This window comes from Massilia agilis (genome assembly GCF_024756255.1).
GTDB lineage: Bacteria > Pseudomonadota > Gammaproteobacteria > Burkholderiales > Burkholderiaceae_D > Telluria > Telluria agilis.
Genome location: NZ_JANUHB010000003.1, coordinates 291797 through 317927, shown reverse-complemented (window position 1 = coordinate 317927; position 26131 = coordinate 291797). Strand labels below are relative to the sequence as shown.

General features: G+C 68.0%; 24 protein-coding genes. 14 read left to right on the top strand and 10 right to left on the bottom strand.

Annotation, left to right across the window (positions count from 1 at the left end):
• Nucleotides 1-135 precede the first annotated feature (135 nt).
• Nucleotides 136-1302: a methionine adenosyltransferase gene (metK, locus tag NX774_RS15035; protein WP_258823052.1), complete on the bottom strand. Its 1167-nt coding sequence runs from the start codon at nt 1300-1302 to the stop codon at nt 136-138.
• Nucleotides 1303-1487: 185 nt separating this feature from the next.
• Between metK and NX774_RS15030 the strand changes: the two genes are divergently transcribed.
• From NX774_RS15030 to dapF, 3 genes are read left to right on the top strand one after another with little or no spacing between them, the layout of a single operon-like run.
• Nucleotides 1488-2339, top strand: a complete 852-nt coding sequence (locus NX774_RS15030; protein ID WP_258823051.1) for a lysophospholipid acyltransferase family protein — start codon at nt 1488-1490, stop codon at nt 2337-2339.
• A complete protein-coding gene (locus NX774_RS15025) occupies nt 2336-3202 on the top strand; it encodes an LpxL/LpxP family acyltransferase (protein ID WP_258823050.1) in 867 nt (288 codons plus the stop codon). The genes NX774_RS15030 and NX774_RS15025 overlap by 4 nt, the downstream gene beginning before the upstream one ends.
• A gap of 3 nt (nt 3203-3205) precedes the next feature.
• Nucleotides 3206-4069, top strand: a complete 864-nt coding sequence (dapF, locus tag NX774_RS15020; protein ID WP_258823049.1) for a diaminopimelate epimerase — start codon at nt 3206-3208, stop codon at nt 4067-4069.
• 70 nt (nt 4070-4139) lie between these two features.
• Here the strand turns inward: dapF and NX774_RS15015 are convergent, their stop codons facing one another.
• Entirely contained in the window at nt 4140-5711 is a 1572-nt protein-coding gene (locus NX774_RS15015) for a tetratricopeptide repeat protein (RefSeq protein ID WP_258823048.1), read from the bottom strand.
• A gap of 430 nt (nt 5712-6141) precedes the next feature.
• Between NX774_RS15015 and NX774_RS15010 the strand changes: the two genes are divergently transcribed.
• The 5 genes from NX774_RS15010 (at nt 6142) to NX774_RS14990 (ending at nt 11602) form a co-directional block, all read left to right on the top strand.
• A complete protein-coding gene (locus NX774_RS15010) occupies nt 6142-7206 on the top strand; it encodes a porin (RefSeq protein WP_258823047.1) in 1065 nt (354 codons plus the stop codon).
• 226 nt (nt 7207-7432) lie between these two features.
• Nucleotides 7433-8704 carry a porin gene (locus NX774_RS15005; RefSeq protein ID WP_258823046.1) on the top strand — a complete coding sequence of 424 codons (1272 nt, stop codon included), beginning with the start codon at nt 7433-7435 and terminating at the stop codon, nt 8702-8704.
• A 112-nt stretch (nt 8705-8816) separates the two neighbouring features.
• The gene (locus NX774_RS15000; protein WP_258823045.1) at nt 8817-9479 is read left to right on the top strand and encodes a DUF484 family protein; all 663 of its coding nucleotides are present in this window, start codon (nt 8817-8819) and stop codon (nt 9477-9479) included.
• Nucleotide 9480: 1 nt separating this feature from the next.
• On the top strand, nt 9481-10422 hold the full coding sequence (xerC, locus tag NX774_RS14995) for a tyrosine recombinase XerC (RefSeq protein WP_258823044.1): 942 nt from the start codon (nt 9481-9483) through the stop codon (nt 10420-10422).
• 121 nt (nt 10423-10543) lie between these two features.
• On the top strand, nt 10544-11602 hold the full coding sequence (locus NX774_RS14990; RefSeq protein WP_258823043.1) for a CobW family GTP-binding protein: 1059 nt from the start codon (nt 10544-10546) through the stop codon (nt 11600-11602).
• Here the strand turns inward: NX774_RS14990 and NX774_RS14985 are convergent.
• The gene (locus NX774_RS14985; RefSeq protein ID WP_258823042.1) at nt 11555-12328 is read right to left on the bottom strand and encodes a hypothetical protein; all 774 of its coding nucleotides are present in this window, start codon (nt 12326-12328) and stop codon (nt 11555-11557) included. The genes NX774_RS14990 and NX774_RS14985 overlap by 48 nt on opposite strands.
• Nucleotides 12329-12491: 163 nt before the next feature.
• Here NX774_RS14985 and dksA point away from each other — a divergent pair, with 163 nt between their 5' ends.
• From dksA to NX774_RS14955, 6 genes are all read left to right on the top strand, one after another.
• Entirely contained in the window at nt 12492-12944 is a 453-nt protein-coding gene (gene dksA, locus NX774_RS14980; protein ID WP_258823041.1) for an RNA polymerase-binding protein DksA, read from the top strand.
• Nucleotides 12945-13201: 257 nt separating this feature from the next.
• Nucleotides 13202-14413 carry an STAS domain-containing protein gene (locus NX774_RS14975; protein ID WP_258823040.1) on the top strand — a complete coding sequence of 404 codons (1212 nt, stop codon included), beginning with the start codon at nt 13202-13204 and terminating at the stop codon, nt 14411-14413.
• A gap of 181 nt (nt 14414-14594) precedes the next feature.
• Entirely contained in the window at nt 14595-15131 is a 537-nt protein-coding gene (gene hslV / locus NX774_RS14970; protein ID WP_258823039.1) for an ATP-dependent protease subunit HslV, read from the top strand.
• Nucleotides 15132-15143: 12 nt separating this feature from the next.
• Nucleotides 15144-16478, top strand: a complete 1335-nt coding sequence (gene hslU, locus NX774_RS14965) for an ATP-dependent protease ATPase subunit HslU (RefSeq protein ID WP_258823038.1) — start codon at nt 15144-15146, stop codon at nt 16476-16478.
• A gap of 11 nt (nt 16479-16489) precedes the next feature.
• Nucleotides 16490-16696, top strand: coding sequence for a hypothetical protein (locus NX774_RS14960; RefSeq protein ID WP_258823037.1), 207 nt, complete (start codon nt 16490-16492; stop codon nt 16694-16696).
• A gap of 436 nt (nt 16697-17132) precedes the next feature.
• The gene (locus NX774_RS14955; protein ID WP_258823036.1) at nt 17133-17864 is read left to right on the top strand and encodes a helix-turn-helix domain-containing protein; all 732 of its coding nucleotides are present in this window, start codon (nt 17133-17135) and stop codon (nt 17862-17864) included.
• 105 nt (nt 17865-17969) lie between these two features.
• Here NX774_RS14955 and NX774_RS23400 read toward each other — a convergent pair whose 3' ends face one another.
• From NX774_RS23400 to gspL, 7 genes are read right to left on the bottom strand one after another with little or no spacing between them, the layout of a single operon-like run.
• Nucleotides 17970-18677, bottom strand: coding sequence for a type II secretion system protein N (locus tag NX774_RS23400; RefSeq protein WP_307731288.1), 708 nt, complete (start codon nt 18675-18677; stop codon nt 17970-17972).
• A 12-nt stretch (nt 18678-18689) separates the two neighbouring features.
• Nucleotides 18690-19910 carry a type II secretion system inner membrane protein GspF gene (gene gspF, locus NX774_RS14945; RefSeq protein WP_258823035.1) on the bottom strand — a complete coding sequence of 407 codons (1221 nt, stop codon included), beginning with the start codon at nt 19908-19910 and terminating at the stop codon, nt 18690-18692.
• 4 nt (nt 19911-19914) lie between these two features.
• A complete protein-coding gene (gene gspE, locus NX774_RS14940) occupies nt 19915-21336 on the bottom strand; it encodes a type II secretion system ATPase GspE (RefSeq protein ID WP_258823034.1) in 1422 nt (473 codons plus the stop codon).
• A gap of 6 nt (nt 21337-21342) precedes the next feature.
• Nucleotides 21343-23619, bottom strand: a complete 2277-nt coding sequence (gspD, locus tag NX774_RS14935) for a type II secretion system secretin GspD (RefSeq protein ID WP_258823033.1) — start codon at nt 23617-23619, stop codon at nt 21343-21345.
• Nucleotides 23620-24393, bottom strand: coding sequence for a type II secretion system protein N (gspN, locus tag NX774_RS14930; RefSeq protein WP_258823032.1), 774 nt, complete (start codon nt 24391-24393; stop codon nt 23620-23622).
• Complete coding sequence (locus NX774_RS14925) at nt 24390-24914, bottom strand: type II secretion system protein M (RefSeq protein WP_258823031.1); 525 nt, start codon at nt 24912-24914, stop codon at nt 24390-24392. The genes gspN and NX774_RS14925 overlap by 4 nt, the downstream gene beginning before the upstream one ends.
• Nucleotides 24911-26119: a type II secretion system protein GspL gene (gene gspL / locus NX774_RS14920; RefSeq protein WP_258823030.1), complete on the bottom strand. Its 1209-nt coding sequence runs from the start codon at nt 26117-26119 to the stop codon at nt 24911-24913. Before gspL ends, NX774_RS14925 begins: the two co-directional genes overlap by 4 nt.
• Nucleotides 26120-26131 lie beyond the last annotated feature (12 nt).

Genomic DNA, 26131 nt, shown 5'->3' with positions numbered 1-26131 from the left:
CCCGCGCATTCTTCTGCAAGGGCAAGCGGTCTATGGGTCCCCGCCTGCGCGGGGACGACGGCTCAATTGATATCACACAGCGGGCTCAGCATGGGTCCCGGCGGGGCCGCCGAGGATGCGCCGGGACGACGCGGCTTACGAGAGGCCAGCCTCGGCACGCAGCAGCGCGGCCTTGTCGGTGCGCTCCCAGGTGAACTCGGGCTCTTCGCGGCCAAAGTGGCCGTAGGCGGCCGACTTGGTGTAGATCGGGCGCAGCAGGTCGAGCATCTGCACGATGCCTTTCGGGCGCAGGTCGAAGTGCTCCATCACCAGCTGGGCGATCTTCTCGTCCGAAATGACGCCGGTGCCTTCGGTGTACACGGTGATGTTGATCGGCTTGGCCACGCCGATCGCGTAGCTGACCTGCACCTGGCACTGGCGCGCCAGGCCCGCCGCCACGATGTTCTTGGCCACGTAACGCGCCGCATAGGCGGCCGAGCGGTCCACCTTGGACGGGTCCTTGCCCGAGAACGCGCCACCGCCGTGCGGCGCGGCGCCGCCGTAGGTGTCAACGATGATCTTGCGGCCGGTCAGGCCACAGTCGCCCTGCGGGCCGCCGATGACGAAGCGGCCGGTCGGGTTGACCAGGTAGCGGGTGCCACCCAGCCACTCGCGCGGCAACACCGGCTTGATGATCTCTTCGATCACCGCCTCTTCGATCTGCGAATGGGTCACGTCCGGCGCGTGCTGGGTCGAGAGCACCACGGTGTCCACCGCGACCGGGCGGCCGTTGACGTAGCGCAGCGTGACCTGCGACTTGGCGTCCGGGCGCAGCCACGGCAGGCGGCCATCCTTGCGCAGCTGCGACTGGCGCTCGACCAGGCGGTGCGCGTAGTGGATGGCGGCGGGCATCAGCTCGGCCGTCTCGTCGCAGGCGTAGCCGAACATCAGGCCCTGGTCGCCGGCGCCCTGGTCCAGGTCCAGGCCCGCGCCTTCGTCCACGCCCTGGGCGATGTCGGGCGACTGCTTGTCATAGGCCACCAGCACCGCGCAGCCCTTGTAATCGATGCCGTAGTCGGTGTTGTCGTAGCCGATGCGCTTGATGGTGTTGCGCGCGACGTGAATATAATCGACGTTGGCGTGGGTGGTGATTTCGCCCGCCAGCACCACCAGGCCGGTGTTGCACAGCGTTTCGGCCGCCACGCGCGCGCGCGGGTCCTGCTCGAGGATGGCGTCGAGGATGGCGTCGGAAATCTGGTCCGCGACCTTGTCGGGATGGCCTTCCGAGACGGATTCGGAGGTGAAGAGGAATTCGTTGGACATTGAGGCTCCAGTTACTGTTCAATAAAAACATGCCGCAGCAACAGGTGCCTGCGACGCTTTAGCGAGATTTATATTCCGCTTCGCAAGTTGTCATTAACTCCGCGGATCCTGCTGGAAGTGGTATTTTACGCTCTTTTGTGATTTTGTTGAGGTGGCCTGCTCGCGCTTGTACCTCGATCAATCGAATGCTTGTTTTCTTATTCCGCGTCATTTCCTACCTGCCACTGCCTGTGCTACACACCCTCGGGTCGGCGCTGGGCTGGCTGGTGTATCTCGTTTCTCCCTCGCATCGGCGGCGCCTGCGCGGCAATCTTGAACAGGCCGGCTACGGCGAGCACCTGCATGCGGCCGTGGCCGAATCCGGCAAGGCGATCACCGAACTGGCGTTTGCCTGGTGCGCCGATCCGGAGCGGGTGGCACGCCACATCACGGTGGAAAACTACGACATCGTGCGCAACACCCTCGATGCCGGGCGCGGCATCGTGTTCCTGACCCCGCACCTGGGCTGCTTCGAGCTCACCGCGCAGCGCGTGGCGCGCGACATTTCGCTCACCGTGATGTACCGCCCGCCGCGCAAGGCGGCCTTGAAGCCGCTGGTCGAGGGTGCGCGCGCGCGCCAGAACCTGCACCTGGCGCCGGCCAACCTGTCCGGGGTGCGGATGCTGGTCAAGTGCCTGCGCAGCGGCGAGCCGGTCGGCATCCTGCCCGACCAGGTGCCGCAGGAAGGCGAAGGCGTGTGGGCGCCGTTCTTCGGACGCCCCGCTTATACCATGACGCTGCCGGCCAAGCTCGCACAGTTGGGCAAGGCCGACATCCTGCTCACCTACGCCGAGCGCCTGCCGCACGGCCGGGGCTACGTGATCCGCTTCTTCCCGTTCGAGGGCGACCTGTCCGGTACGCCGGCGCAGCAGGCCGCGGCGATCAACCAGGCGATGGAACGGCTGATCGCGCGCTGCCCGGCCCAGTATTTCTGGAGCTACAACCGCTACAAGCAGCCGCAGGGCGTGGCCGCACCGGAATCGGAGGCGGTCGCATGAGGCTCTTGATTCTCTTCATGTGGCTGCTGCACTTCCTGCCGCTGCCCATCCTGGGACGCTTCGGCGAGGCCGTGGGCAGCCTGATGTACGTCATGATCCCCAAGCGCCGCAAGATCACGCTGACCAATTTGCGGCTGGCGATGCCGGAGCTGTCGGAAAAGGAGCGCCGCGCGATCGCGCACAAGCACTTCCAGAACTACGCGCGCAGCATCTTCGAACGCTCGCTGCTGTGGTGGGCGCCGGCCGAGCGCCTGCGCCGCCTGATCCATATCGAGCCGGCAGTGCCGCAGGCCGAGATGGAAAGCGGCCCCACCATCCTGCTGTGCCCGCACTTCGTGTGCCTGGACGTGGCCGGCGTGGCCTCGCGCGTCATTCCCGTTTCCACCATCTATGTGCCGCAGAAGAACAAGACCTTCGACGCGCTGCTGCGCCGCGGGCGCGAGCGCTGGGGCCCGGTACGCCTGATCACGCGCAACGAGGGCATCAAGCCGATCCTGCGCGCGCTGCGCGACGGGCTGCCCTACTTCATGCTGCCGGACATGGACTTCGGCGAAAAGGACGCCGCCTTCGTGCCCTTCTTCGGCGTGCCGGCCGCGACGCTGACCGCGCTGCCGCGCCTGGCCGCCACGACCGGCGCCAAGGTGATCCCGGTGGTGGCCACCTTCCTGCCCAATTACAAGGGCTGGCGCGTGGTGTTCTATCCGAAGTGGGAAAATTACCCGGGCGACGACATCCTGGAGGCGACCCGCCGCATGAACGCTTTCATCGAGGAGCGCGTGCGCGAGGCGCCGTCGGAATATTTCTGGACCCACAAACGCTACAAGACGCGCCCGCCGGGCGAGCCTTCGCTCTACGATCTCTGACAAATGAAACTCAAGTTCACCAAAATGCACGGCGCCGGCAACGATTTCGTCGTGATCGACGCGATCAACCAGCACATCGACTTTGGCCCGGAAGAGTGGCGCCGCCTGGCCGACCGCCGCTTCGGCGTGGGCGCGGACCAGATCCTGGTGGTCGAGCGCGCCAGCAGCCCGGGCATCGATTTCCGCTACCGCATCTTCAACAACGACGGCGGCGAAGTGGAACAGTGCGGCAACGGCTCGCGCGCCTTCGTGCGCTTTGTGGTGGACAAGGGACTCACGCGCGAGCGCAGCATCCGTGTCGAGACCATGTCGGGCGTGATTGCGCCGCGCCTGGAAGAGGACGGCAACGTGACGGTGGACATGGGCGCGCCGCGCCTCGACCCGGCCGAGGTGCCGTTCGACAGCACTGGCCTTGCCGGCCGCCCGCAAGGGGGCGACACCCTGTGGCCGCTGGCGCTGACGGTGGGCGGCGCGGAGCAAGAAGTGCTGGTGTCGGTGGTCTCGATGGGCAATCCGCATGCGGTGCAGGTGGTGGACGACGTGGACAGCGCGCCGGTGGCCGACACCGGGCCGCTGATCGAACACCACCCGCGCTTTCCCAAGCGCGTGAACGCCGGCTACATGCAGGTGGTGGACCGCCACCACATTCGCCTGCGCGTGTTCGAGCGCGGCGCCGGCGAAACGCTGGCTTGCGGCACCGGTTCCTGCGCGGCGGTCGTGGCCGGCATCCGGCGCGGCCTGCTCGACTCGCCGGTGCGGGTGTCGGCGCGCGGCGGCGAGCTGTCGATCGCCTGGGCCGGCGACGGGCAGCCGGTGTACCTGAGCGGCCCGGCGGTCACGGTCTTCGAAGGCGAGATCGAAATCTGACCGGGCCCCGGCGGACCCGGCGCCGGCTGGAGGAAGGACGCCGGCCGCCGGGTTTGCCCCGCTGCCGCGCTCAGGCGGCGATGCCATAGTCCAGCCCCTCGCCCTCGGCCGCCGGCGCGCCGAGCAAGGTGCGCAGCCGGTACAGACGCTGCCGGTAGTTTCCTTCCGGCCCGCTTGGGCCGCAGTCGATGTTGTCGAAGACCCGCACGATGCGGTCCAGCGCCTGCCGTTCGGGCGCCGTTTCGATCGCCACCAGCCGGCGCTTGCTGCGCCCGTAGCTGGCGCGAATATCCACCACCAGGCAGTGCCCGCGGTCAGCCGCCTTCACGTCCAGCAGCAAGGTCTCGGCACGGCTGAGGCGAAACAGTGCCGCCAGTTCCAGCCGGGCCGCCAGCAGTGGATGGGTTGCCGCAAGGCCGGGCGCGGCCGCGGCCAGCTGGCCGGTTTCGGTGTAGGCCGGCAGGTCGGGCCGCGGCGCGATCTTGCGCAACGCGGCGTCCGCCTCGGCACAGCCCTGGGCCGCCGCCTTTTGCAGCCAGTACACCGCGCGCACGTCGTTGTTTTCGTTTTCGCGGCGCGCGCGCCAGGCCGACAGGCCGCACTCGAGCTGCGCCGCCCGGTACCCCATCTCGGCCGCCCGTTCCAGATATTTTTGCGCGTCCGCAACGTTGCGTTGGGAAAATTCCGGTTTGACGTAAATGCGCGACAGTGCGTACCAGGCCTCGGCCAGGCCCTGCTCCCCGGCCAGGGTCAGCCAGCGGATCGCCTTCTTGAAGTTGGCCGAACCGGCGCCCGCGCCAACCCGCTTGCCGTCCACCTGCATGCGCGCGTACCACAGGCCCATGGCCAGCTGGGCGTGCCGGTCGTGCTCGGCCGCGGCCAGTTCCCAGAAGCGTTGCAGTTCGGCAGCGGGAAGATCGTGCGCCCCGGTGCTTGATGCGGCCAGCCGGGCGCAGCGCGACAGCAGCCGGACTTCGTCGGGCGCCAGGCGCGGGCCGGCGCGGCCGCGCGCCTCGGCCGCCTGCACCAGCGCGCGCGCCAGCGGCAGCGCCCGTTCGAGGTAGGCGCCCTGCTGGCCCTGCTCCCAGTCTTGCTCCAGCAGCGCAAAGCGCGCCTCGGCAACCCCGCTTTCGGCCGCGCGCCGCAGCCAGCGCTGCGCGGGCGGCGCCACGCTGGCGGGCGCGGGGGCCGGCGCCGGGTCGGACGCCACGGCGGCCTCGGCCACGCCATGCTGGCGCGCCAGCAGCCATTGCGCTTCGGCAAAACCGCCCTGGGCGGCCTGTTCCAGAGCGCGCACGGCCTTGTCGCGCGGGCCGGTGCGCGGGGCGTTCCCCTGCCCCAGCACCAGCTGGGCATAGACCAGGGCGGCGCGCAGGTTGCCATCTTCCCAGGCGCGCTCGTACCAGGCCGCGACCGGGCGCGCACTTTGCTGCGCCAGCTCGAGCGGGATATGGGTTCCGATCAGCTGCCAGGCCTCGGCACAGTCCTGCTGCGCGGCGCGGTCGAGCCAGTGCAGTGCGGTGGGCAGGCTCTTGGGCAGGCCGGCGCTGCCGAACAGGTAGAGCTTGCCCAGCTCCAGCTGCGCCGACGCGTGGCCGGCCCGCGCGCTGCGGATGATCGCCAGTTCTTCACGATTTGCCATCGGTTCAACTCGCTTGTCAGTGGGACCTGCGCCCCCGGCAAAGTTACCAATATATAAATAGAGGCAGGCCGGTGCGAGCGCTTTTTTGTTGGGCCAAAGTCTAAGCCAGCCCTGCGCGCGATTCGATTCGAACCCGACCGCGCTTGATTTCGCACAAACCCCAAAGCGGTGCGCACAGGCCGGCGCCACGGGCCTGCGCGCGCCAAAACCAAGCACAGCAGCCCAGTTTGCACCATAGTGATGCGTTTCGAAAATACAACAGCACAATTGGATTTATTGGCTTTCCACCAAGTGCAAGGCTCATAATTGACTAATCCAACAATCTTGACGCGTTAAGCATTTAAGGTTCAGACACCCAAGCGTTCAGCAACCCCATGTCTCAACGCCCCCCAAGTTTTTGCGTTTCACTTTAGAAAAAGGATCCGAATAAATGAAAAAATCACTGATGGCAGTGGCGCTGTTTGGCGCGTTCGCCGGCGTGGCACACGCGCAAACCGCAGTGCAGATCTACGGTACCGTCGATGCGGGCTTCATCAAGCGCACCGGCCAGACCCTGAACATCGGCAAGCGCGCCGCCAACACCCTGGGCTTCAAAGGCACCGAAGAGCTGGGCAACGGCCTGAAAGCACTGTTCCAACTGGAAATCCGCTACGAGCCGGACACCGGCACCGTTGAAGTCGCCAACCGTCCGCTGTTCCAGGGCCAGAGCCGCGTCGGCCTGCAAGGCGACTTCGGTATGGTCCGCATCGGCCGTGGCCTGACCCCGTACCAGGAAACCGTCGGCGCCTACGAGCCGTGGCACTCGCTGCCGACCCCGGCCGGCTTCTACACCGACCTGACCGTCGCTGGCTACAACTCGGCTCCGCTGGATCCGGCTGGTTCGGGCAACAACCGCTGGTCGAACGCCTTCTGGTACAACTCGCCGGCCAACCTGTGGGGCGGCTTCCAGGTGAACGCCGCTGTCGCCACCAAGGAAAACACCGGCCTGGCCACCGCCATCGTCGGCAACGGCACCGCCGCTGCACCGCAATACCCGGTTGGCGCCGAAGCCTCGGCCAACCCGTTCTCGCTGTCGGCCACCTACAACAACGGCCCGGCATCGGCCATGTTCGGCTATGAGCGCAACGCGATCGAGACCAAGGTCTGGACCCTGGGCGGCATCATCGCTCCGGTGCAAGACCTGAAGCTGATGGCAACCTACACCCGCCAGGACCGCGGCCACACCGCTGCGTTCAACCCGCGCACCAAGGCATGGGTGCTGGGCGCAACCTACGCCATGGGCCCGGGCAAAGTCCTGGCCGGCTACGGCCAGAAGCATCCGGACGGCGCTGCCAAGACCAAGCAGTTCTCGCTGGGCTACGAGTACAGCCTGTCCAAGCGTACCTACCTGTACGTGGACGCTTCGCGCAAGAAGGACATCACGACGGCAGCCGGCCTGCTGGCCAATCCGTCGACCGTCAACCACTACGACGTGGGCGTGAACCACTCGTTCTAAGTTGACGACAGGGGCCGTTCGGCTAGCCGCTGGCTAGCCTTACCCCCGGCAAGCAACACCACCGCAAGGGCGGGCACGGGAAACCGTGCCCGCCCTTGCCACTTCTGGGCCCTGTGTGATTTGCGCAACCGGCTCGTTCGGTGTGCTGCAGTTGGCTGGACAGGTTGCCCGAAGGATCGGCCGGGCGGCGGCAAGCAGTTTCATGGACAACTGATTGGGGGATGCAATGAACAAGACTCTTCTGGCCGTCCCGCTCGCCGCATGTTGCTGCGGCCCGGCCCTGGCCCAGGACAACATCCAGATCTACGGCGTCGCCGACGCCGGCATCATGTGGCAGCGCGGCGGGCCGACCAAGGTCATCAGCGGGGGCGAGGACGGCTCGCGCCTGGGCTTCAAGGGCAGCGAGGAACTGGGGCGCGGCTACAAGGCCGTGTTCAATCTCGAGGCCCGGGTCGAGCTCGACACCGGCACCCAGTGGCCGACCCTGCTTAACGAAAACCAGGGATTGTTCCTGACGCACGGCATGGAGAACTTCCCGCCGGCGGTGCTGCAGGCGGTGCGTACCGCCACCCAGCCGCCGGGCGGGCCGGCAGTCAACTTCCAGAAGGCGTTGTTCGACCGCACCTCGATGATCGGCATGATCACGCCGTTCGGCGCGATCCTCGCCGGGCGCCTGTACACGCCGGGCTACGAGGTGTTCGCCGCCACCGATGCCTTCGAAGCCGGCACCGCCGGCAACTGGGGCCTGATCCTGTATGGCACCGCCGGCTATACCGCGATCCCGTCGGACCTGCGCTCCTCGCGCTCGGTCGAATACCGCATCGTGCACCCGAGCGGTTTTGGCGGGGTGCTGATGGTCGGCAGCAAAGGTTCGGGTTACCTGGAACGCTACAACAAGTTCTTTGGCGTGAACATCACCTACAAGAACCACGGCTGGGATATCGGGCTGGGCCACAACCACGGCTACGACCAGCAGGACGCGCCCAGCCTGCGCACCACCACCTTCGGCGGCTCGTACACCTGGGGCGACTACAAGTTCTTTGCCGGCGTGCACTACGAGCGCAATACCAACACGCCGCTGATGCGCGACTACATCACCGGCTGGGACGCGCAGATCGCGCCGCTGCTGGCCCCGCTCGGCGCGCCCACCGCCGCCGCACTGCGCAGTTCCTTCATCAGCAACATCTTCCGCAACACCGAGCAGAACGCGCTCGGCTTCCAGGTCGGGCTGCAGTACCGCTATGGCCCGGGCAGGATCACGGCCTCGGTCGCGCACCAGAACGACCGCACCTCGGCCGACAGCGACGCCACCCAGTTTGCGCTCGGCTACACCTACTTCGTGTCCAAGCGCACCGACTTCTACGTGGCCGGGGCATTCATCCGCAACAGCAACTTCGCCCAGTTCTCGCCCGGCACCGCGGGCGCGCCCGGCGGCTTTACCCCCAGCCCGGGCGAGGACGGCGCCGCCCTCCAGGTCGGCGTACGGCACCGCTTCTGAGCGCGGCGAACGGCGGCGACAGCGCGGGTGGCCGCGGGCACGGTATTTTTGCCCCGCCATCCGCGGCCAGCGGGTAGAATTGCGCACAATAATTTTTTTGTACGCTCACCCCATGACCGCACCATTGGACTCCGCCGCCGTCGCCCAATACCTGGCCGACCACCCGCATTTTTTTGACGAGTACGCCGGCCTGCTGGGCGAGGTCCGGCTGGCCAGCCCGGTGACCGGCAAGGCCGTGTCGCTGCAGGAACGCCAGATGGAAGTCATGCGCGACAAGTACCGCGCGCTCGAGCTGCGCATGGCCGAGCTGGTGCGCATCGCGCAGGAGAACGCGGCGATCGCCAACCGCTTCCACGCCTGGAACCAGGCCCTGCTCAAATCGCCCGGCGGCGAGGCCATGCCGCGCGACCTGCTCGACGGCCTGGTCAAGGAATTCGGCGTCCCCTACGCCACGCTGCGCCTGTGGAACCTGGCGCCCCAGCACGCCGAGTGCTGGTTCGCGTCCGGCGTGTCGGACGACGCCCGCATCTTCGCAGCCAGCCTGCGCGCGCCCTACTGCGGCCCGAACAAGGACTTCGAGGCCGTGCGCTGGCTCGACGCGGCCGAGCAGGTGCAATCGGTGGTGATGCTGCCGCTGCGCGCGGGCGAGGCCACCTTCGGCCTGTTGATCCTCGGCTCGCCGGACCCGGAGCGCTTCACCAGCCAGATGGGCACCGACTTCCTGGTCCACATCCTGGAAACCGCCAGCGCCGCGCTGGCCAAGCTGCAGGGCTGACATGGACGGGCCCGCGGGCCAGCCGGACCCCGTTGCGCGCTACCTGGCCGAGCTGGCCACGCAGCGCCAGCTGTCCGCGCACACGGTGGCGGCCTACCGCCGCGACCTGGCCGAGCTGGCCGAACTGGCCGGCCACGCCGACTGGGCGCGCCTGACCCACTTCGACATCCGCCGCTTCGCCGCCAAGCTGCACGCTGCCGGCCAGGACCCGCGCTCGATCGCGCGCAAGCTGTCCGGCTGGCGCGGCTTTTTCAACTGGCTGGCCCCGCGCGCCGGCCTGCCATCCAACCCGGTACAGGGCGTGCGCGCGCCGCGTCGCGCCAGGTCGCTGCCCAAGGCGCTGGCGGTGGACGACGCGGTGCGGCTGATGGAAGCCGGTGCCAGTCCCCACCCCGAACCCTTCGAGCTATGCAACCGGGCCATGTTCGAGCTGCTCTATTCGAGCGGCCTGCGGGTGTCCGAGCTGGTCGGGCTGGACCTGGACTTCACCCCGGCCGGCGCCGGCCGCCCGGCCTCGCGCGGGTGGCTCGACCGCGCCGCGCAGGAGGTGGTCGTCACCGGCAAGGGCAACAAGCAGCGCCGGGTCCCGGTGGGCGCGCCGGCATTGGAGGCGCTCGCGGCCTGGCTGGCGGTGCGCCCGGCCGCGCGCGACGGCAGCGCCGCCCTGTTCCTGTCGGCGCGCGCCACCCGCATCTCGCCGCGCGTGGTGCAGCAGCGCCTGAAACAGCATGCGCTGCGCGCCGGCATGCCGGTGCACGTGCACCCGCACGTGCTGCGCCACTCGTTCGCCTCGCACGTGCTGCAGTCCTCGGGCGACCTGCGCGCGGTGCAGGAGCTGCTCGGGCACGCCAGCATCACCTCGACCCAGGTCTACACCTCGCTCGACTTCCAGCACCTGGCGGCCGTCTATGACCGGGCCCATCCGCGCGCCAAGGCCAAGTAGCGACGCGATCGCTTGACCTGCATCAATTTCGGGCACGCTTCATGGTGGGCCACGGCAAATTGGGGCATAATCCCCCGATTATCCAAGCCGTCAACGGCGGCCAACGACTCGTTAGCGAAACATGGAACTGATCCCGACCACCATCCTGACCGGCTTTCTCGGCGCCGGCAAAACCACCCTGCTCAACCGCATCCTGCGCGAGGAGCACGGCTTGCGTATCGCCGTCATCGAGAACGAGTTTGGCCAGGAAAACATCGACAACGAGATCCTGGTGCAGGACAGCGGCGAGCAGATCGTCGAGATGAACAACGGCTGCATCTGCTGCACCGTGCGCGGCGACCTGATCGTGGCGCTGTCGAACCTGGCCGACAAGCGCGCCGCCGGCGAGCTGCACTTCGACCACGTGGTGATCGAGACCACGGGCCTTGCCAACCCCGGCCCGGTGGCCCAGACCTTCTTCGTGGACGAGGCGGTCGGCTCGACCTACCTGCTGGACGCGGTGGTGACGGTGGTGGACGCGCGCCACGCCATGCAGCAGCTGGACGAGCACGAGGAAGCCCAGCGCCAGGTCGGTTTCGCCGACAAGATCCTGCTGTCCAAGACCGACCTGGTGGACGCGGCCGCCCTGGCCGAGCTGAAGGCGCGCCTGAAGCGGATCAACCCGCGCGCCCCGATCTCGACCTCGGACTTCGGCCGGGCCCCGATCTCCGAGGTGCTCGACCTGCGCGGCTTCAACCTGAACGACAAGCTCGAGCTCGACCCGGCCTTCCTCGAGGAAGAGGAACATGAGCACGAGCACGACCATGCATGCGGCCACGACCACGCCCACGGCGAGGCTTGCGAGCACGAGCACCACCACGACCACCACCATGCCCACCACAGCGACGACATCGCCGCCTTCGTGTTCAAGAGCGAGCGGCCGTTCGACCCGCAGCGCCTGGACGAATTCCTGGGCGGGCTGGTGCAGGTGTTCGGCCCGCGCATGCTGCGCTACAAAGGTGTCTTATACATGCAAGGCGCCGAGCGCAAGGTGGTGTTCCAAGGCGTGCATCAAATGATGGGCAGCGACCTCGGTGCAAAGTGGGCGGATGACGAGGCGCGTGGCAGCAAAATGGTCTTCATTGGCAAAAATTTACCGAAGGACGTATTTATCCACGGTTTGGAACAATGTTTGGTATAAACTATCCCGGTTTTGCGGTGCGCCACGGCCGGCAGCCACCGGCCGCGAGAGACAGCGCATCGCCTTTGTTTGACGACTGAAATGCCGACTCGCCGGCGGGGCGAGGATAAGACATCGGGATGCCAATATGAAGGAAACCGTAAGCAAGACCGCAAAAAAGGCCAGCGCTGCGGCAACGCCAGCACGCAAGCCGGCCCTGACTTCCGCCAAGGCTGCGTCCACGGGCACGGCCAAGGCCAAGACGGCGTCGCGCCCCACCGCAAAGGCCGCTTCGGCCAGGACGACGGCGGCCGCGGCCCCGGTCAAGAAGGCGGGTGCGGTCAAGGCGACGGCGGCAGGCAAGGCAGCCCCGAAGGCAGCCGCGGTGAAGGCAGCCCCCGCTAAAACGAAGGCCGCGCCGGCCAAGCCGGCGGCAGCCAAGGCACCGGCCAAGGCACCGGCCAAGGCGACGGCGGCAAAGGCGGCCCCCAAGGCGGTGGCCGGCACCAAGGCGCCGGCAAAGACGGCAGCATCGAAGGCACCCGCGAAGGCGGCAACGCCAAAAACAGCAGCAAAGGCGGCAGCGCCAAAAGCAGTGCCAGCCAAGGCCAGCGCGGCAGCGACAAAGGCGCCGGCCAAGGCCAGCGCAACAGCCAAGGCGCCGGCAAAGGCCGCGGCCGCCACCAAGGCCACCAGCGCCAAGGCGCCGGCAGCCGCGGCCAAGGTTCCGGCAAAAGCGGCAGCCAAGGCGCCGCGCAGTAAAGAGAAGGCCGAGGCCGTTCAGCCAACGGCCAAGGCAGGCAGTGAACCAACGGTTGGTACCGACGCACGCCTGACTGGCGCGGCGAATGGTGCCGCCGAGTTAGCTGATAGAATGCAAACCCCTGTCGTATCAAAGGTAAGTGAAGTCATGACTAAAACAACCAAACCGAATGCCGCCGCCCAGGCCGAAGAACGCATCTTGACGGAAGACGAGATTCGGGCAATGAGCGACGAGGACTACATGAACCCGGCCCAGCTCGCGTTTTTCAAGGCCAAGCTCCAGGCGCTCGAAAAAGAGCTGCTGAAGAACGCCGGCGAAACCACCGAGCACCTGCGCGAAACCGTGCTGGTTCCCGATCCGGCAGACCGCGCCACCATCGAGGAAGAGCATGCGCTCGAGCTGCGCACGCGCGACCGCGAGCGCAAGCTGCTCAAGAAGGTCCAGCAATCGCTGGCCTCCATCGAGTCGGGCGAATACGGCTGGTGCGAGGAAACCGGCGAACCGATCGGCATTCCGCGCCTGATCGCGCGCCCGACCGCCACCCTGTCGCTCGAGGCCCAGCAGCGCCGCGAACTGAAGCAGAAGCTGTACGGCGACTGAGCCAGTCCACACCCGTCCAAAGAAAGCATGCGGCGCAGGTCGCATGCTTTTTTTGTTTACGCGGCACACTTGGTGTTCCTTATGGCCGAGCGCTTTCCTATCGGATACACTTAGCGCGCCACACCTCCAAGGTCGTGGCAATCCGGACCGGGGTTGCCGTCCCGCGCAGCCCTGCCTGATCTGACAGACAGGACATCGATTTGGGCCTTTTCTCCTTTTTCAAGAGAAAGCAGGAGCCGCCTGCGGCTGCGTCCGGCGTGCGCGCACGCACGGGCGACGTGCCGCGCCAGGACAGCGAGGCCGACCGGGCGCGCCAGCGCGAAATCGCGCGCGCCACCGCCGCCAAGATCGATGCGATCGAACTGGAGATGGCATCCGACATCTTCAGTGACGAGCCTGCCTGGGGCAGCAATGCGCCGCGCACGCCGGCCGCCGCCGCCCCCTCGCCCGCCTATGAACTGGCTCCGTCCGAGCTGGCCTCCGGCATGTCCCCGGGCACCCCGGCCATTCCGCCGGTCGCCGAAGAAGCCGCAATGCTCTACGCCAACGGCGAAAGCTTGGCGGCCGAGCGCCTGCTGCGCGCCAGCCTGATCGGCGACGGGCGCAGCCAGCGCGTGCCCTGGTGGATGCTGCTCGACCTGTACCAGGTCAGTGGCCGCGAACAGGACTTCGAGAGCATCGCCATCGATTATGCGATCCATTTCGAGACCTCGCCCCCGGTCTGGAAAGCGCGCACCGCCAGCGCGCCACAGCCGCAGTTCGCCGGGGTCACGCCGACCGAAGCGTTCTCGGGCGTGCTCGGCCCGCACATCGAACCGCAGCTGCAACGCCTGCTCGACTGCACCGCAAGCAGCCCGGTGCTGCGGCTGGAATTCGGCGGCGTGCGCGGCGCCACGCCCGAGGGCTGCAGCTGCCTGCTGGACGGGCTGCGCGCCCTGCGCCGCGCCGGCAGCGAGCTGGTGCTGGGCAGCGCCGATACCCTGGTCGGCGTGCTGCGGCCGATGCTCTCGATCGGCGAGCGCGGCGCCAGCCAGGCGCCGTGGCTGCTGCTGCTCGAACTGCTGCAGCTGACCGACCGCGCCAAGGACTTCGAAGAAACCGCGATGGACTACCGGGTCACCTTCGAAACCGAGCCGCCGCGCTTTGAGGCGCCGCTGCGGGTGGCCACCGCCGCCGCCAGCGCCGCCGCGGGCGACCGTTTCATGCTGCCCGCCACCGTCGAGGGCGACCCTGCCGCCCTGCTGGCCTCGATCGACAGCTATGCGCGCAGCGCCGACCCGGCCGTGCTCGACTGCTCGCGCCTGGTGCGGATCGACCATGCCGCCGCCAGCGCCCTCGAGGGCCAGCTGCGGGTACTCAAGGCCGAAGGGCGCAACATCGAGCTGCGCGAGCTGAACCACCTGGTCGGGCCATTGCTGCGCCTGCTGGGCGCGGCCGACAGCGCCCGGCTGTTCGCGAACAAGTATTGACAAGGGTGGGCAAGTTCCTTGCTCACGCGTGCAAATCAAGCGTACATGGCCCGTCGCGCGCCATTTGGACGCGTGGGCGGGAGACCCGCCCACCCTACCAACCCAACAATTGCGCCGGCCAGCCTTGCAATTGGCGTCGCCATCCCCACCTCCGATTGGCTGAACAACCAAGAGGCAAAGAATGGAACAATTTCACGGCACCACCATCGTGAGCGTACGCCGCGGCGACAAGGTCGCACTCGGCGGCGACGGTCAGGTCACCCTCGGCAACGTGGTCATGAAGGGCTCGGCGCGCAAGGTACGCACGCTGTACAACGGCAAAGTGTTGTGCGGCTTCGCCGGCGCCACTGCCGACGCCTTCACCCTGCTCGACCGCTTCGAAGGCAAGCTGGAAAAGCACCAGGGCAACCTGCTGCGCTCCTCGGTCGAGCTGGCCAAGGACTGGCGCACCGACCGCATGCTGCGCAAGCTGGAAGCGATGCTGCTGGTCGCCGACCGCGAGAAGACCCTGATCATCACCGGTAACGGCGACGTGCTCGAACCCGAGGATGGCATCGGCGCAATCGGCTCGGGAGGCGTGTACGCGCAAAGCGCGGCCAAGGCGCTGCAGGAAAATACCGACCTGGCCCCCGCCGACGTGGTGAAGAAGGCGCTGACCATCGCCGGCGAGCTGTGCATCTACACGAACATGTCCCACATCATCGAAACGCTCGACTAAGCGGTACCCAACATGAACATGACACCCCTGGAAATCGTCTCGGAACTGGACAAGCACGTGGTCGGCCAGGCCAAGGCCAAGCGCGCGGTCTCGATCGCGCTGCGCAACCGCTGGCGCCGCCAGCAGGTCGAGGAACCGCTGCGCCACGAGATCACGCCGAAGAACATCCTGATGATCGGCCCGACCGGCGTGGGCAAGACCGAGATCGCGCGCCGCCTGGCCAAGCTGGCCGACGCGCCGTTCATCAAAATCGAAGCCACCAAGTTCACCGAGGTGGGCTACGTCGGCCGCGACGTGGACACGATCATCCGCGACCTGGTGGACATCGGCATCAAGCAGACCCGCGCCAGCGAGATGAAGAAGGTGCGCCAGCGCGCCGAGGACGCGGCCGAAGACCGCATCATCGACATCCTGGTGCCGCCGCCGCGCGACTTCGGCTTTAACGTGGCCGCCAGCGAGAACAAGGACAACGACACCACCCGCGCCACCTTCCGCAAGCGCCTGCGCGAGGGCCAGCTCGACGACCGCGACATCGAGATCGAGGTGGCCGAGGCCAGCCCGCAGATGGAAATCATGGCGCCGCCCGGCATGGAAGAGATGACCGAGCAGATCAAGGGCATGTTCGCCGGCGTCGGCGCGGGGCGCAAGAAGCCGCGCAAGATGAAGATCAAGGACGCGATGAAAGTGCTGGCCGAGGAAGAAGCGGCCAAGCTCATCAACGACGAGGAGCTCAAGCAGAAGGCGATTGCCAACGTCGAGCAGAACGGCATCGTGTTCCTCGACGAGATCGACAAGATCGCCTCGCGCAGCGAACATGGCGGCGCCGACGTCTCGCGCGCGGGCGTGCAGCGCGACCTGCTGCCGCTGGTCGAGGGCACCACGGTCAACACCAAGTACGGCATGATCCGCACCGACCACATCCTGTTCATCGCCTCGGGCGCGTTCCACCTGTCCAAGCCGTCGGACCTGATCCCGGAGCTGCAGGGCCGCTTCCCGATCCGGGTCGAGCTGGAGTCGCTGTCGATCGCCGACTTCGAGAGCATCCTGACCTCGACCGACGCCAGCCTGACCAAGCAGTACCAGGCGCTGTTGGCGACCGAGGGCGTGCAGCTCGAATTCGCCAAGGACGGCATCCACCGGCTGGCCGAGATCGCGTTCTCGGTCAACGAGCGCACCGAAAATATCGGCGCGCGGCGCCTGTACACGGTGATGGAAAAGCTGCTCGAGGAAATCTCGTTCTCCGCGACCGAATCGAGCGGCAAAACCGTCACCGTCGACACGGCCTACGTCAACGAGCGGCTGGATAAGCTGTCGGTGAACGAAGACCTGTCGCGCTACGTGCTGTAAAGGGGACGGCGATGGCGAACAAGGCACTGGCCACCCGGCAGAAAATGCGCTTGCTCGCCAAGCCGGGCGTGCCGACGGGACTGGGCAAGCCGCGCAACCCGTTTGCCGGTTTTGCCAAGAACCGCTCGGCCGGGCCGCACGTGAAAACCGAATCGGCCCAGCGCTCGGCCGCCAAGCGCGCGCTCAAGAAGGTCAAGCTGGAGCCGGACGAGGGTTAACGACATCTCGGTTCGCGTTAAGTGTCGAAATCTGAATCGTCGTCCCCGCGCAGGCGGGGACCCATGCGATGCTTCCCGGCACGCAGCACTTGCAATCGCCGGAGCGACACAAACTCAGCATGGGTCCCCGCCTTCGCGGGGACGACGTGCTTCTGTGGTTTGCAGGGAATTTGACCGGCCGCCTGCGGACGCCCGCACCGGGCGCCCGCGATCAGGCCATGTGTGTTGCGCCGCCGCCAGCACGGCGCGACGCAAAATTCGGAGGGAAGTGGGCACGTCCTGTGCCCACTGCGGGTATGCCAGCCCATGTCCCGGCCCCGCATGATCAAAGTGTCTACGGTTCGCCCTGCTTGCGCCAGCAGCTTGTGCGAAGTACCGCCGCGTTGTACATTCGGTATCAACTTGCGGTACCTTCCCCACAACAACAGGTCTTCCCATGAGCTCACCGGAACTGGTCCTCGATGTGCTGCGCGCCGAGTTGCGCGCCGCCGGCATCACCTACAAGGCGCTGGCCGAGCGCATCGCCATGAGCGAATCGAGCGTCAAGCGCATGTTCGGGCAAAAGGACATGTCGCTGTCACGGCTGTCGCAGATCTGCACCGCGTGCGGCATTGCGCTGGAGGACGTGCTGCGCCGCGCCGCCGATTCGCGGCCGGCCGCCGACACCCTGACGATGCCGCAGGAAACCTCGCTGGTCGCGCAACCGCGCTTGCTGCTGGTGGCCATCTGTTGCCTCGGCCACTGGAGCCTGGAGCAGGTGGTGGAGACCTACCGGATCTCGACGCCGGAATGCATCCAGTACATGGCCGAGCTGGACCGGCTGGGCCTGATCGAGCTCAAGCCGCTCAACCGCTACAGCCTGCGCGTGTCGAACGCCTTCCGCTGGCTGCCGGACGGGCCGGTGCAGCAGTTCTTCCGCCAGCACGTGGTGGCCGACTACTTCAGTGGCCGCTTCGACGGGCCCGGGGAAACGCTGATGTGCCTGCCGGCGCGGCTGTCGCTCGCCAGCGCGCACGAGCTGGCGCACAAGCTGCACCAGCTGGCCGGCGACCTGGCGCGGCTGCACCGCAACGATCGGCGGCTGGCGCCGGACGAGCGTGACGGGTTCACGCTGCTGCTGGGTTTCAGGTCGTGGGAGTTTGCGGCGTTCACCGCGCTGCGGCGGTAGGGTGGGCACTTGTGCCCACGCGGCAACACGCAGCTCATGAAAACCCGTCCTTGTCGCAGGAGCGCGCACTTGGCGCGTAATACCGCGTGGGCACGAGTGCCCACCCTACCTTGATTGCGGCGGCTGGCTGACCGGGCTGGCGGACGAGCGCACCGGCGACGGCATCTGGGTCGGTGCAGTGGCAGGCGCCTGCGGCACCGCGCCCGGCGTCAGCGGCGGCGACGTGACGCTCGGCCCCGGAGCCGGTGCCTGCGCCCCGGGTAGCACCGGCGCTGGTGCGGGCGCCGGCGCCGGTGCGGGCGGCGGCTCGTCATGCACGCCCACGTCGCCGCGCCCCGCCACGTCGCCTTCCGCCGAGCCCGCCGTCGAGGGCGCGGCCGCCGGTGCCGGCGCCGCTGCCGCCCCCATCGGTGCTGCCGCCTTGGTATCCGGCGCCAGGTCGATCCGCTTCATGACGCCACCGTCGGACAACATCACATAGCGCGCATGCACCTCGCTCACCGACACGCCCGGTGCGATCTCCTTGCCGATGACCAGCGCCTTGGCCGGCCCGCCGTTGGCCGAGATGATGGCCACGCTCTGCGCCCCGGCCGAGATCACCCCGGTCAGCTGGTAGTTGGTCGCCACCTGCGCCGCCGCCTGCCCGCCGAACAGGGTGCCGGCCGCGTCCATGCTGGGCTCGGGCGCCTCGGCCAGCGGCGGCGCCGTGATCGGACGCTGCGGCGGCTGGTACAGCTGCAGGATCCAGTAGGCGACCGAGGCGGCCAGCACGATCAGGGCGACCAGGGTCAGGACGATGGGCAGACGCTTCATTAGGCTCCTCGGTTAGCGCACCAGCTGGTTGATTTCGATGATAGGCATGAGCACGGCCAGCACGATCAGGAGCACCACCAGGCCCATGGCCAGGATCAGCACCGGCTCCAGCAGGCCGGCGATGGTCAGGGTGCGCCGCTCCAGGTCGGCCTGCTGCGAGTTGGCCGCGCGCTCGAGCATGGCCGGCAGCTCGCCGGTGATCTCGCCGGCCCGGATCATGTGCACCAGCATCGGCGGAAAGTGCTTTTGCGCCGACAGCGCGCGCGCCAGGCTCACGCCCTCGCGCACGCTGGCCGTGGCCTGCTCCACCAGGTCGCGCATGGCCACATTGGACAACGTATCGCGGCTGGTGTCGAGCGCTCTCAGGATTGGCACGCCGGAGCCGGTGGTGATCGCCAGCGTGCTGGCAAAGCGCGCCGTGTTCAGGCTGCGTTCGAACTTGCCGTACACCGGCGCGTCGAGCAGCCAGGCGTGCCAGCGCAGCTTGAGCGCCGGGTTCTGCAGCGCGCGCCGCCACGCGAACCAGGCGGCAATGAGCGCCAGCGCCACGTAAATGCCGTAGGCGCGCACGAAGTTCGACACGCCCAGCATCACCACCGTGAGCACCGGCAGCTTTTGCTTGGTGTTGGCGAACACCGACACGATCTGCGGCACCACGTAGGTGAGCAGGAAAATCACGATCGCGAACGCGACGAAGGTGACGATCGCCGGGTAGGTGAAGGCCAGGCGCACCTTCTGCACCAGCGCGTTGCGGCGCTCGATGTAGTCGGCCAGGCGCGACAGCACGCGCGCCAGCTGGCCGATCTGTTCGCCCGAGGTGACCAGCGCGCGATAGATCTCGGCAAAGTCGCGCGGGTGGCGCGACAGCGCTGCAGAGAACGAGGCGCCGCCCATCACTTCGGAGCGGATCGAGGCGACCAGGTCGCGCACGTACGGGCGCTCGGCCTGTTCCAGCAGCGCGGTGAAGGCCTGTTCCAGCGGCAGCCCCGCTTCCAGCAGGCTGGCCAGCTGGCGCGTGAACAGCGCCAGCTCGTTTTGCGACAGGCGCTCGCCAAAGCCCCGGCTTTTGGCGGCGCCGCTCTCGTCGACCTGGGCCGAGATGGCCTCGACGGCAAGCGGTGTCAGCCCCTGGGTGCGCAGGTCGGCGCGCGCCGAACGGGGGCTGTCGGCGTTGACGACGCCCTTGCGGGTCGCGCCCGCGGCATCGACGGCTTCGTAGCGAAAGGCCGGCATGGCGTCAGTCCTTCGTCACACGCACCAGCTCGGCCTGCGTGGTGACGCCTTCATGGATCCAGCGCTCGCCGTCCTCGCGCATGGTCTTCATGCCGGTGGCAAGCGCCGTGTCGCGGATCTCGGCTTCGCTGGCGCGGTTGTGGATCTGCGCACGGATTTGCTCGGTGGTTTCGAGCAGCTCGTACACGCCCACGCGGCCGTGGTAGCCGGTGTGGCCGCAGCGCTCGCAGCCCACCGCGTGCCAGGTCTGGCCGTCGAACTTCTTGCAATGCGGGCAGAGTTTGCGCACCAGGCGCTGCGCCATCACGCCCAGCAGCGACGAGGACAGCAGGAACGGTTCGATGCCCATGTCCAGCAGGCGCGTCACGGCCGAGGCGGCATCGTTGGTGTGCAAGGTCGCCAGCACCAGGTGGCCGGTGAGCGAGGCCTGCACCGCGATCTGCGCGGTTTCCAGGTCGCGGATCTCGCCGATCATGATCACGTCCGGGTCCTGGCGCAGGATCGCGCGCAACGCCTTGGCAAAGGTCATGTCGATGCGCGCGTTGACCTGGGTCTGGCCGATGCCGTTCAGGTCGTATTCGATCGGGTCCTCCACCGTCATGATGTTGGTGGTGGCCGCGTTCAGGCGCGACAGCGCCGCGTACAGCGTGGTGGTCTTGCCGGAACCGGTCGGGCCGGTGACCAGCACGATGCCGTGCGGCTGGTTGATCAGCTTGTCGAACTGCGGCAAGAGCGCGTCGCTCATGCCCAGGTGGCCCAGGTCGAGGCGCCCGGCTTCCTTGTCCAGCAAACGCAGCACCGCGCGCTCGCCGTGGCCGGTGGGCAGGGTCGAGACGCGCACGTCCACCGGCTTGCCGCCCACGCGCAGGGTGATGCGGCCGTCCTGCGGCAGGCGCTTTTCGGCGATGTCCAGCTGGCTCATGATCTTGATACGCGAGATCAGCGAGGCATGGATCGCTTTCTTGGGCCGCACGATGTCGCGCAGCGCGCCGTCGATGCGAAAGCGCACCACGGAGGTCTGCTCGAACGGCTCGATGTGGATGTCGGACGCGCCCTCGCGCAGCGACTGGGTCAGCAGCGCGTTGATCATGCGGATCACCGGCGCGTCGTCCGACGATTCGAGCAGGTCTTCGATGGCCGGCACGTCCTGCAGCAGCTTGGTCAGGTCGAGGTCGGCATCGAACTCGTCCACCACCTGCGAGGCATCGCCGCCGGCGGCGGCATAGGCGGCGGCAATGGCCGCGTCGAGCTCGCTGCGCTCCATGCGGCGCAGGGCGATGCGCCCGAAGCGGCGCGAGACCTCGGCGATCGCGGCCGGGGCGGTGGCATTGGAAACGAGCACTTCGACGCTTTGCGCCGGGTCGCCGTTGGAACGCGCGAGCACGCCGTGGTCGCGTGCGAAAGCGTATGGCAACAGGTTGTTCATCTTGGCTTATCTCTGGATCGGCGGTGCCGCCGGCGTGGCCGGCGTGGCCGCGCCCGGCTGGGCTCCCTTGGCGGGCGCCTGGGCCGGTTGCAGCGGCACCGTGGCCATCTGCCCGCCCGTGGGCGGCTGGCCGTTGGTCAATAGCGGCAAGACCGGCGTCCCGAGGTTGCGCAGCAGCGGCTCGCCACTCGGCGGCACGGCGACTTCGCCGGCGGCGCGGATGTAGTCGTAACGGTCCATCGTGATGCTGGCCGTCGCCTCCTTGCTGCGCACCACCACCGGGCGCAGGAATACCATCAGGTTGGTCTTGGTACGGGCGCGGGTCCGGGTCTTGAACAGGTTGCCCAGTACCGGAATGCTCGCCAGCCCGTGTACGCGCTCCTCGCCGTCGCTCTCGTTGTCCTCGATCAGGCCGCCGAGGACGATGATCTGGCCATCGTCGGCCAGCACGTTGCTTTCGATCGCGCGCACGTTGGTGGTGATGCCCGAGGGCGAGTTCAGCGTCGACCGGTCCACGCTCGAATTCTCGTGGTAGATCGCCAGCTTGATGGTACCGCCTTCGGAAATTTGCGGCCGCACCTTCAGCAGCAGGCCCACGTCGCGCCGGTCGATGGTCTGGAACGGGTTGGTCGCGGTGCCGCTGGTCGTGGTGAACGCGCCGCTCAGGATTGGTACGTTCTGGCCGACCTTGATGGTGGCCAGTTCGTTGTCGAGCGTGATCATGTTCGGCGTCGACAAGATGTTGGCGTTTCCGTCCGTTTCAAGTGCGTGCAGCACGGCGCCCAGGCCCAGCTGGCCGTCGGACGACTGGTGGAACAGGCCGATCGACAGGCCGCCCGGTATCAGCTGTGCCGGGTTGGCGGTCGTGGTGGTGCCGGTGCCAAGGCCCGTGCGCGCGGCCAGTGCCAGGTTGACGATGTTGTTGACCGTGCCCTGGCCGAACGACTGCAGGCCGCCCACGCGGTAGCTGCTGCCGGCGTTGCCGGTCAGGCCCACCCACTGCACGCCGAAGTCGGACGCCTTGTTCGATGTCACCTCGACCACCAGCGCCTCGATGTAGACCTGGGCGCGGCGCACGTCGAGCTGGTCGATCACGCCGCGCAGGTTGCGGTACATCGCGTCGTTGGCGGTGATGATCAGGCTGTTGGTGGAGGTGTCGGCCTGGATGAAGCCCGACCCCTGCGGCGCATTGGCGCCGCCCTGCTGGCCCTGCTGGGCAAAGGTGTTGGTCGGGCCGCCAAAGCCGGTCGGGCTTTGCGTGCCGACCGGCTGGGTGGCCGAGCCCTGGCCGGACATGCCGCCGCCCAGCGTGCCGGCCGGGATCGAGCCGCCCTGCGTGCCCTGCCCCGCCTGCGGCGCGGCCGACACGTCGCCCGACACCACCGCACGCAGGGTCTGCGCCACGCGGGTTGCGTCGGCGTTCTTCAGGTACACCACGTGCACGTTGCCCAGTTCCTGCGTGGGCCTGTCGAGCTTGGCAATCAGCGCGCGCGCGTGGTTCGCCTTGGCCGGCGACGGCGCACGCACCACCACCGAGTTGGTGCGCGGGTCGGCCAGCACGGTCACGCGGCCCGAGTCGCCGCCCGGGGCCGGCTCCATCAGGCGCGTGGCCAGCGTGGCGATGTCGGTGGCGATGCCGTTGTGGATCTGGATCACGTCCAGGTCGCCCGCCACCGGCGCATCGAGCGCGGCGATGATCTTGGAAAGGCGCCGCAGGTTGTCGGCATAGTCGGTGATGACCAGGCTGTTGTTGCCCGGGTCGGCCATGATCGAGTTGTTGGGCGACACCAGCGGGCGCAGCACCGCGGTCAGGTTGGCGGCCGACTCGTAGGACAGGTGGTAGATCTGGGTGGCGATCTGGTCGCCGTGCACTTTGGCGCCCTTCACCCCGACCTGGGTCGGCGCCGCCTGCAGCTTGGCTTCCGCTTCCGGCACCACCTTGGCATAGCCGTCGCCGGTGACCACCGCGTAGCCCTGCAGGCGCAGCTGCGAGGTGAGCAGCTGGAACGCCTGCGCCTTGGTCAGCGGCCGCTCGGACACCAGCGTGAGCGTGCCCTTGACGCGCGGGTCGATGATGAAGGTCATGCCGGTGTAGTGCCCGACCGCCTTGATCACCGATTCGATGTCGGCATTGACGAAGTTGAGGGCCGCGCCACCCGCCGTGCCGTTCTGGGCATAGGTCGGAGCGGGCACGGCCGCCAGGGCTGCACAGCACAGCATCGCGCCGGCCACGGTCCGGCGCAGGGCCGGCAGGGTAAGTGTGCTACGGATATTTTTTTTCATTTATCTGAACTCTAGCGCGATAACTTTCTTGCCGTTCACCATTCGGCGCTGGCCCAACAGATTGAGCATGTTGCCCAGCGTGTCCTCGTAACCTTCGGCCGCCTCGGCCTGTCCGGAAAACTGCAGGCGCCCGTTTTGCAGGCTGCCATTTCCCGACAGCAGCAGCGGCCCGCGCAGCGTACGCAACACCAGCGCGGCCTGCTGGCCGTGCCAGTCCATCGCCATTTCATAACTGCCCAGCGGTTTGATGGGCGACATGCGCGAACCCATGTCGGTCATCGACAGCACCGTGCGGCCGGTCACCGCCACCATCTGCCCCTGCCGTGCCACCTCGAGCGCGTTCCAGTTCAGCTTGATCGTGCCGGTGGGCGCCAGCGTGTTCAGCGGCGCGCCCAGCCCGACCAGCCCCGCGGCCGGCAGCAGCAGCTCGCCCGGGCTCACCTGCCAGTCGGACCAGCTGCCCTCGACCGCCAGCGGCTGCGACAGCGCCTGCGGGTTCTCCACGTGCATGCTCACGCGCCCGACCAGCACCGCCGGCGACAGGCGCCAGGCAAAGCGCCCCGGCAGCAGCGGCGTCACCGCCCCGCCCTCGCCCGCCGCGCCGCCCAGGAAGGCTGAACCGTTCCACAGCGTACCCTGCGCATCCCCCAGCGTCAAACGGCCGCCGGTCTGCTGCTCCACCATCTGTCCCAGCCAAGATGCCGGCAGGAAAGCCAGCACCGTCACCGCCACCACCAGCGCCACCAGCGCCAGCCACAACAGCAGCCGCCTCATTGGGCAGCGGCCCCGGCCGTCGCCTGGCGCAGCGTCAGGGTGGCGTCCACCTGCCCGGCCACCGGCAGCGCGGTGATCGCCCCGTCCTGCAGCTGGACCCGGCTTTCGCGCCGCTGCGCGTCCAGCCAGGCCATCAGGTTGGCGAACGAAACATTATTCAGCTGTGCCTTCGCGTATTCCCCGGTCAGCGTCAGCGAGGCCGGGTTGATGCCGCGCGCCGTGAGGCTGGCCAGCAGCGCCTCGCGCGTCATCGGCGCCACCTGCGGCGCCGGCTGCGCGGCCAGGCTCCTGGCCTCGTCCGCCAGCGCGCGCAGCTGGGCGGCCTGCTGGCGCAACTGCGGCAGCGTGCGGCGCAGCTCGGCGCGGCCTTCCCAGGCCGGCGCGATCAGGACCAGGTAGGCCAGCGCCAGCAGCAGCACGCCGGCGCCGATCGACAAGGTCCGGCGTTCCTGCTCGGTGCGCGCCATCCAGTATGCCAACGCGCGCGCGCGCGCCTGGCCCAAGGTTCCGGCCACGTTCATTGCCTTGCTCCTGTGCTTGCCACGCGCCAGGTGGCCGGCGCGGTTTCTTCCAGGCTGATGCCGCGCGTGGCCAGCGCCGTTTTCAGCTGGCTGGTCAGCGACGGGTCCACGGTCTCGGCTTTGACCTTGACCGTCAGCGCGCGTTCCCTGTACTCAATTGACGAAATGCCCGGCTGGCGTCCCAGCCCGCGCACCGCTTCGCCCAGCGCCGCGGCCAGGTAGTTGAATTCGTCGTGCGCGAGCTCGCCGCTGCTCGCCTTGGCGCGCGTAATGTTCTGGCGCATCTGGGCCACCGGGTCGATCACTGGCTGGTTCGGGTAGGCGGCGCGGAAGGTCTGGGTCATCGACTGGCGGATCGCATTCGCCTCGCCGCGCAGGCGCAGCCACTGGATGTTGAGCGCCGCCAGATTGATGATCAGGATCAAGAGACCAAGGCGGGTCGGCCAGCGCCAGCGGCGCCAGTCGCGCTGCGGCGCCCCGGCCGCGCCCAGGCCCGGCACCAGGTCGAACGCGGTGCTCTTCGAGCCCGAGATCCAGTGCGCCCAGTCGTCCGCCTCCACCGACACGCCGGGGCTGGCCTCGGCGGCCAGCGCCTGGTATTCGCCCAGCTGCTCGGACGGCACGTACAGCACCAGCGGCGCATCGCCACCGAGCGCGCGCGCGGTCTGCAGCGCCATCGCCGGGTTGCCGTCCAGCGCCAGGCCCAGGCCCTGGTACTGGCTTTGGCGCAGCGTCAGCTCGCCGGCGCCGATGACCGCCGTCACGCTGCCCGGCAGCAGCGGCAGGCACAGCTGGGCCGGCACGGCCGAGACGGTGCGCGCGCCTTGCGCCAGCAGCGTGCGCACCAGCGGCTCGAGCCAGTCGCGCTGCACCACTGCCACCGGCCGGGTGTTATCGGGCTGCTGGGGACCTGCCACCAGCACCGCCTCCAGCGGGTCGCCCAAGACATGTTCTTCGACCAGGCCCGGCAGCGCGGCCTTCAGGCGTGCCCCGGACAGCGGCGGCGCCTGCACCGACAGCAGGGTCACGTCGGCGGCCGAGATGATCAGGGTCACGCGGCGCGCGGCCGCCACCAGGTCGCCCAGGTTGCGCAACGCGCCCACGCCGGCCTGCTCGATCGCGCCGGCGTCGCCGACGACCGCAAAGCTGCACAGCGCGCCTTCGCCTTCCGCCCGGGCCGGATGCCGGATGTAGAGTGTAGTCAAACTGGCTCTCTT

Excerpts from the sequence above, each read along its gene's own strand:
- NX774_RS15025 (WP_258823050.1), top strand. The coding sequence starts at position 2,336 with ATGAGGCTCTTGATTCTCTTCATGTGGCTGCTGCACTTCCTGCCGCTG.
- hslV (WP_258823039.1), top strand. The coding sequence starts at position 14,595 with ATGGAACAATTTCACGGCACCACCATCGTGAGCGTACGCCGCGGCGAC.
- NX774_RS15015 (WP_258823048.1), bottom strand. The coding sequence starts at position 5,711 with ATGGCAAATCGTGAAGAACTGGCGATCATCCGCAGCGCGCGGGCCGGC.
- NX774_RS15005 (WP_258823046.1), top strand. The coding sequence starts at position 7,433 with ATGAACAAGACTCTTCTGGCCGTCCCGCTCGCCGCATGTTGCTGCGGC.
- NX774_RS15010 (WP_258823047.1), top strand. The coding sequence starts at position 6,142 with ATGAAAAAATCACTGATGGCAGTGGCGCTGTTTGGCGCGTTCGCCGGC.
- hslU (WP_258823038.1), top strand. The coding sequence starts at position 15,144 with ATGAACATGACACCCCTGGAAATCGTCTCGGAACTGGACAAGCACGTG.
- metK (WP_258823052.1), bottom strand. The coding sequence starts at position 1,302 with ATGTCCAACGAATTCCTCTTCACCTCCGAATCCGTCTCGGAAGGCCAT.
- dapF (WP_258823049.1), top strand. The coding sequence starts at position 3,206 with ATGAAACTCAAGTTCACCAAAATGCACGGCGCCGGCAACGATTTCGTC.
- NX774_RS14955 (WP_258823036.1), top strand. The coding sequence starts at position 17,133 with ATGAGCTCACCGGAACTGGTCCTCGATGTGCTGCGCGCCGAGTTGCGC.
- NX774_RS14960 (WP_258823037.1), top strand. The coding sequence starts at position 16,490 with ATGGCGAACAAGGCACTGGCCACCCGGCAGAAAATGCGCTTGCTCGCC.
- NX774_RS14925 (WP_258823031.1), bottom strand. The coding sequence starts at position 24,914 with ATGAACGTGGCCGGAACCTTGGGCCAGGCGCGCGCGCGCGCGTTGGCA.
- NX774_RS15030 (WP_258823051.1), top strand. The coding sequence starts at position 1,488 with ATGCTTGTTTTCTTATTCCGCGTCATTTCCTACCTGCCACTGCCTGTG.
- dksA (WP_258823041.1), top strand. The coding sequence starts at position 12,492 with ATGACTAAAACAACCAAACCGAATGCCGCCGCCCAGGCCGAAGAACGC.
- NX774_RS23400 (WP_307731288.1), bottom strand. The coding sequence starts at position 18,677 with ATGAAGCGTCTGCCCATCGTCCTGACCCTGGTCGCCCTGATCGTGCTG.
- NX774_RS14990 (WP_258823043.1), top strand. The coding sequence starts at position 10,544 with ATGGAACTGATCCCGACCACCATCCTGACCGGCTTTCTCGGCGCCGGC.
- xerC (WP_258823044.1), top strand. The coding sequence starts at position 9,481 with ATGGACGGGCCCGCGGGCCAGCCGGACCCCGTTGCGCGCTACCTGGCC.
- gspD (WP_258823033.1), bottom strand. The coding sequence starts at position 23,619 with ATGAAAAAAAATATCCGTAGCACACTTACCCTGCCGGCCCTGCGCCGG.
- NX774_RS15000 (WP_258823045.1), top strand. The coding sequence starts at position 8,817 with ATGACCGCACCATTGGACTCCGCCGCCGTCGCCCAATACCTGGCCGAC.
- gspN (WP_258823032.1), bottom strand. The coding sequence starts at position 24,393 with ATGAGGCGGCTGCTGTTGTGGCTGGCGCTGGTGGCGCTGGTGGTGGCG.
- gspF (WP_258823035.1), bottom strand. The coding sequence starts at position 19,910 with ATGCCGGCCTTTCGCTACGAAGCCGTCGATGCCGCGGGCGCGACCCGC.
- gspE (WP_258823034.1), bottom strand. The coding sequence starts at position 21,336 with ATGAACAACCTGTTGCCATACGCTTTCGCACGCGACCACGGCGTGCTC.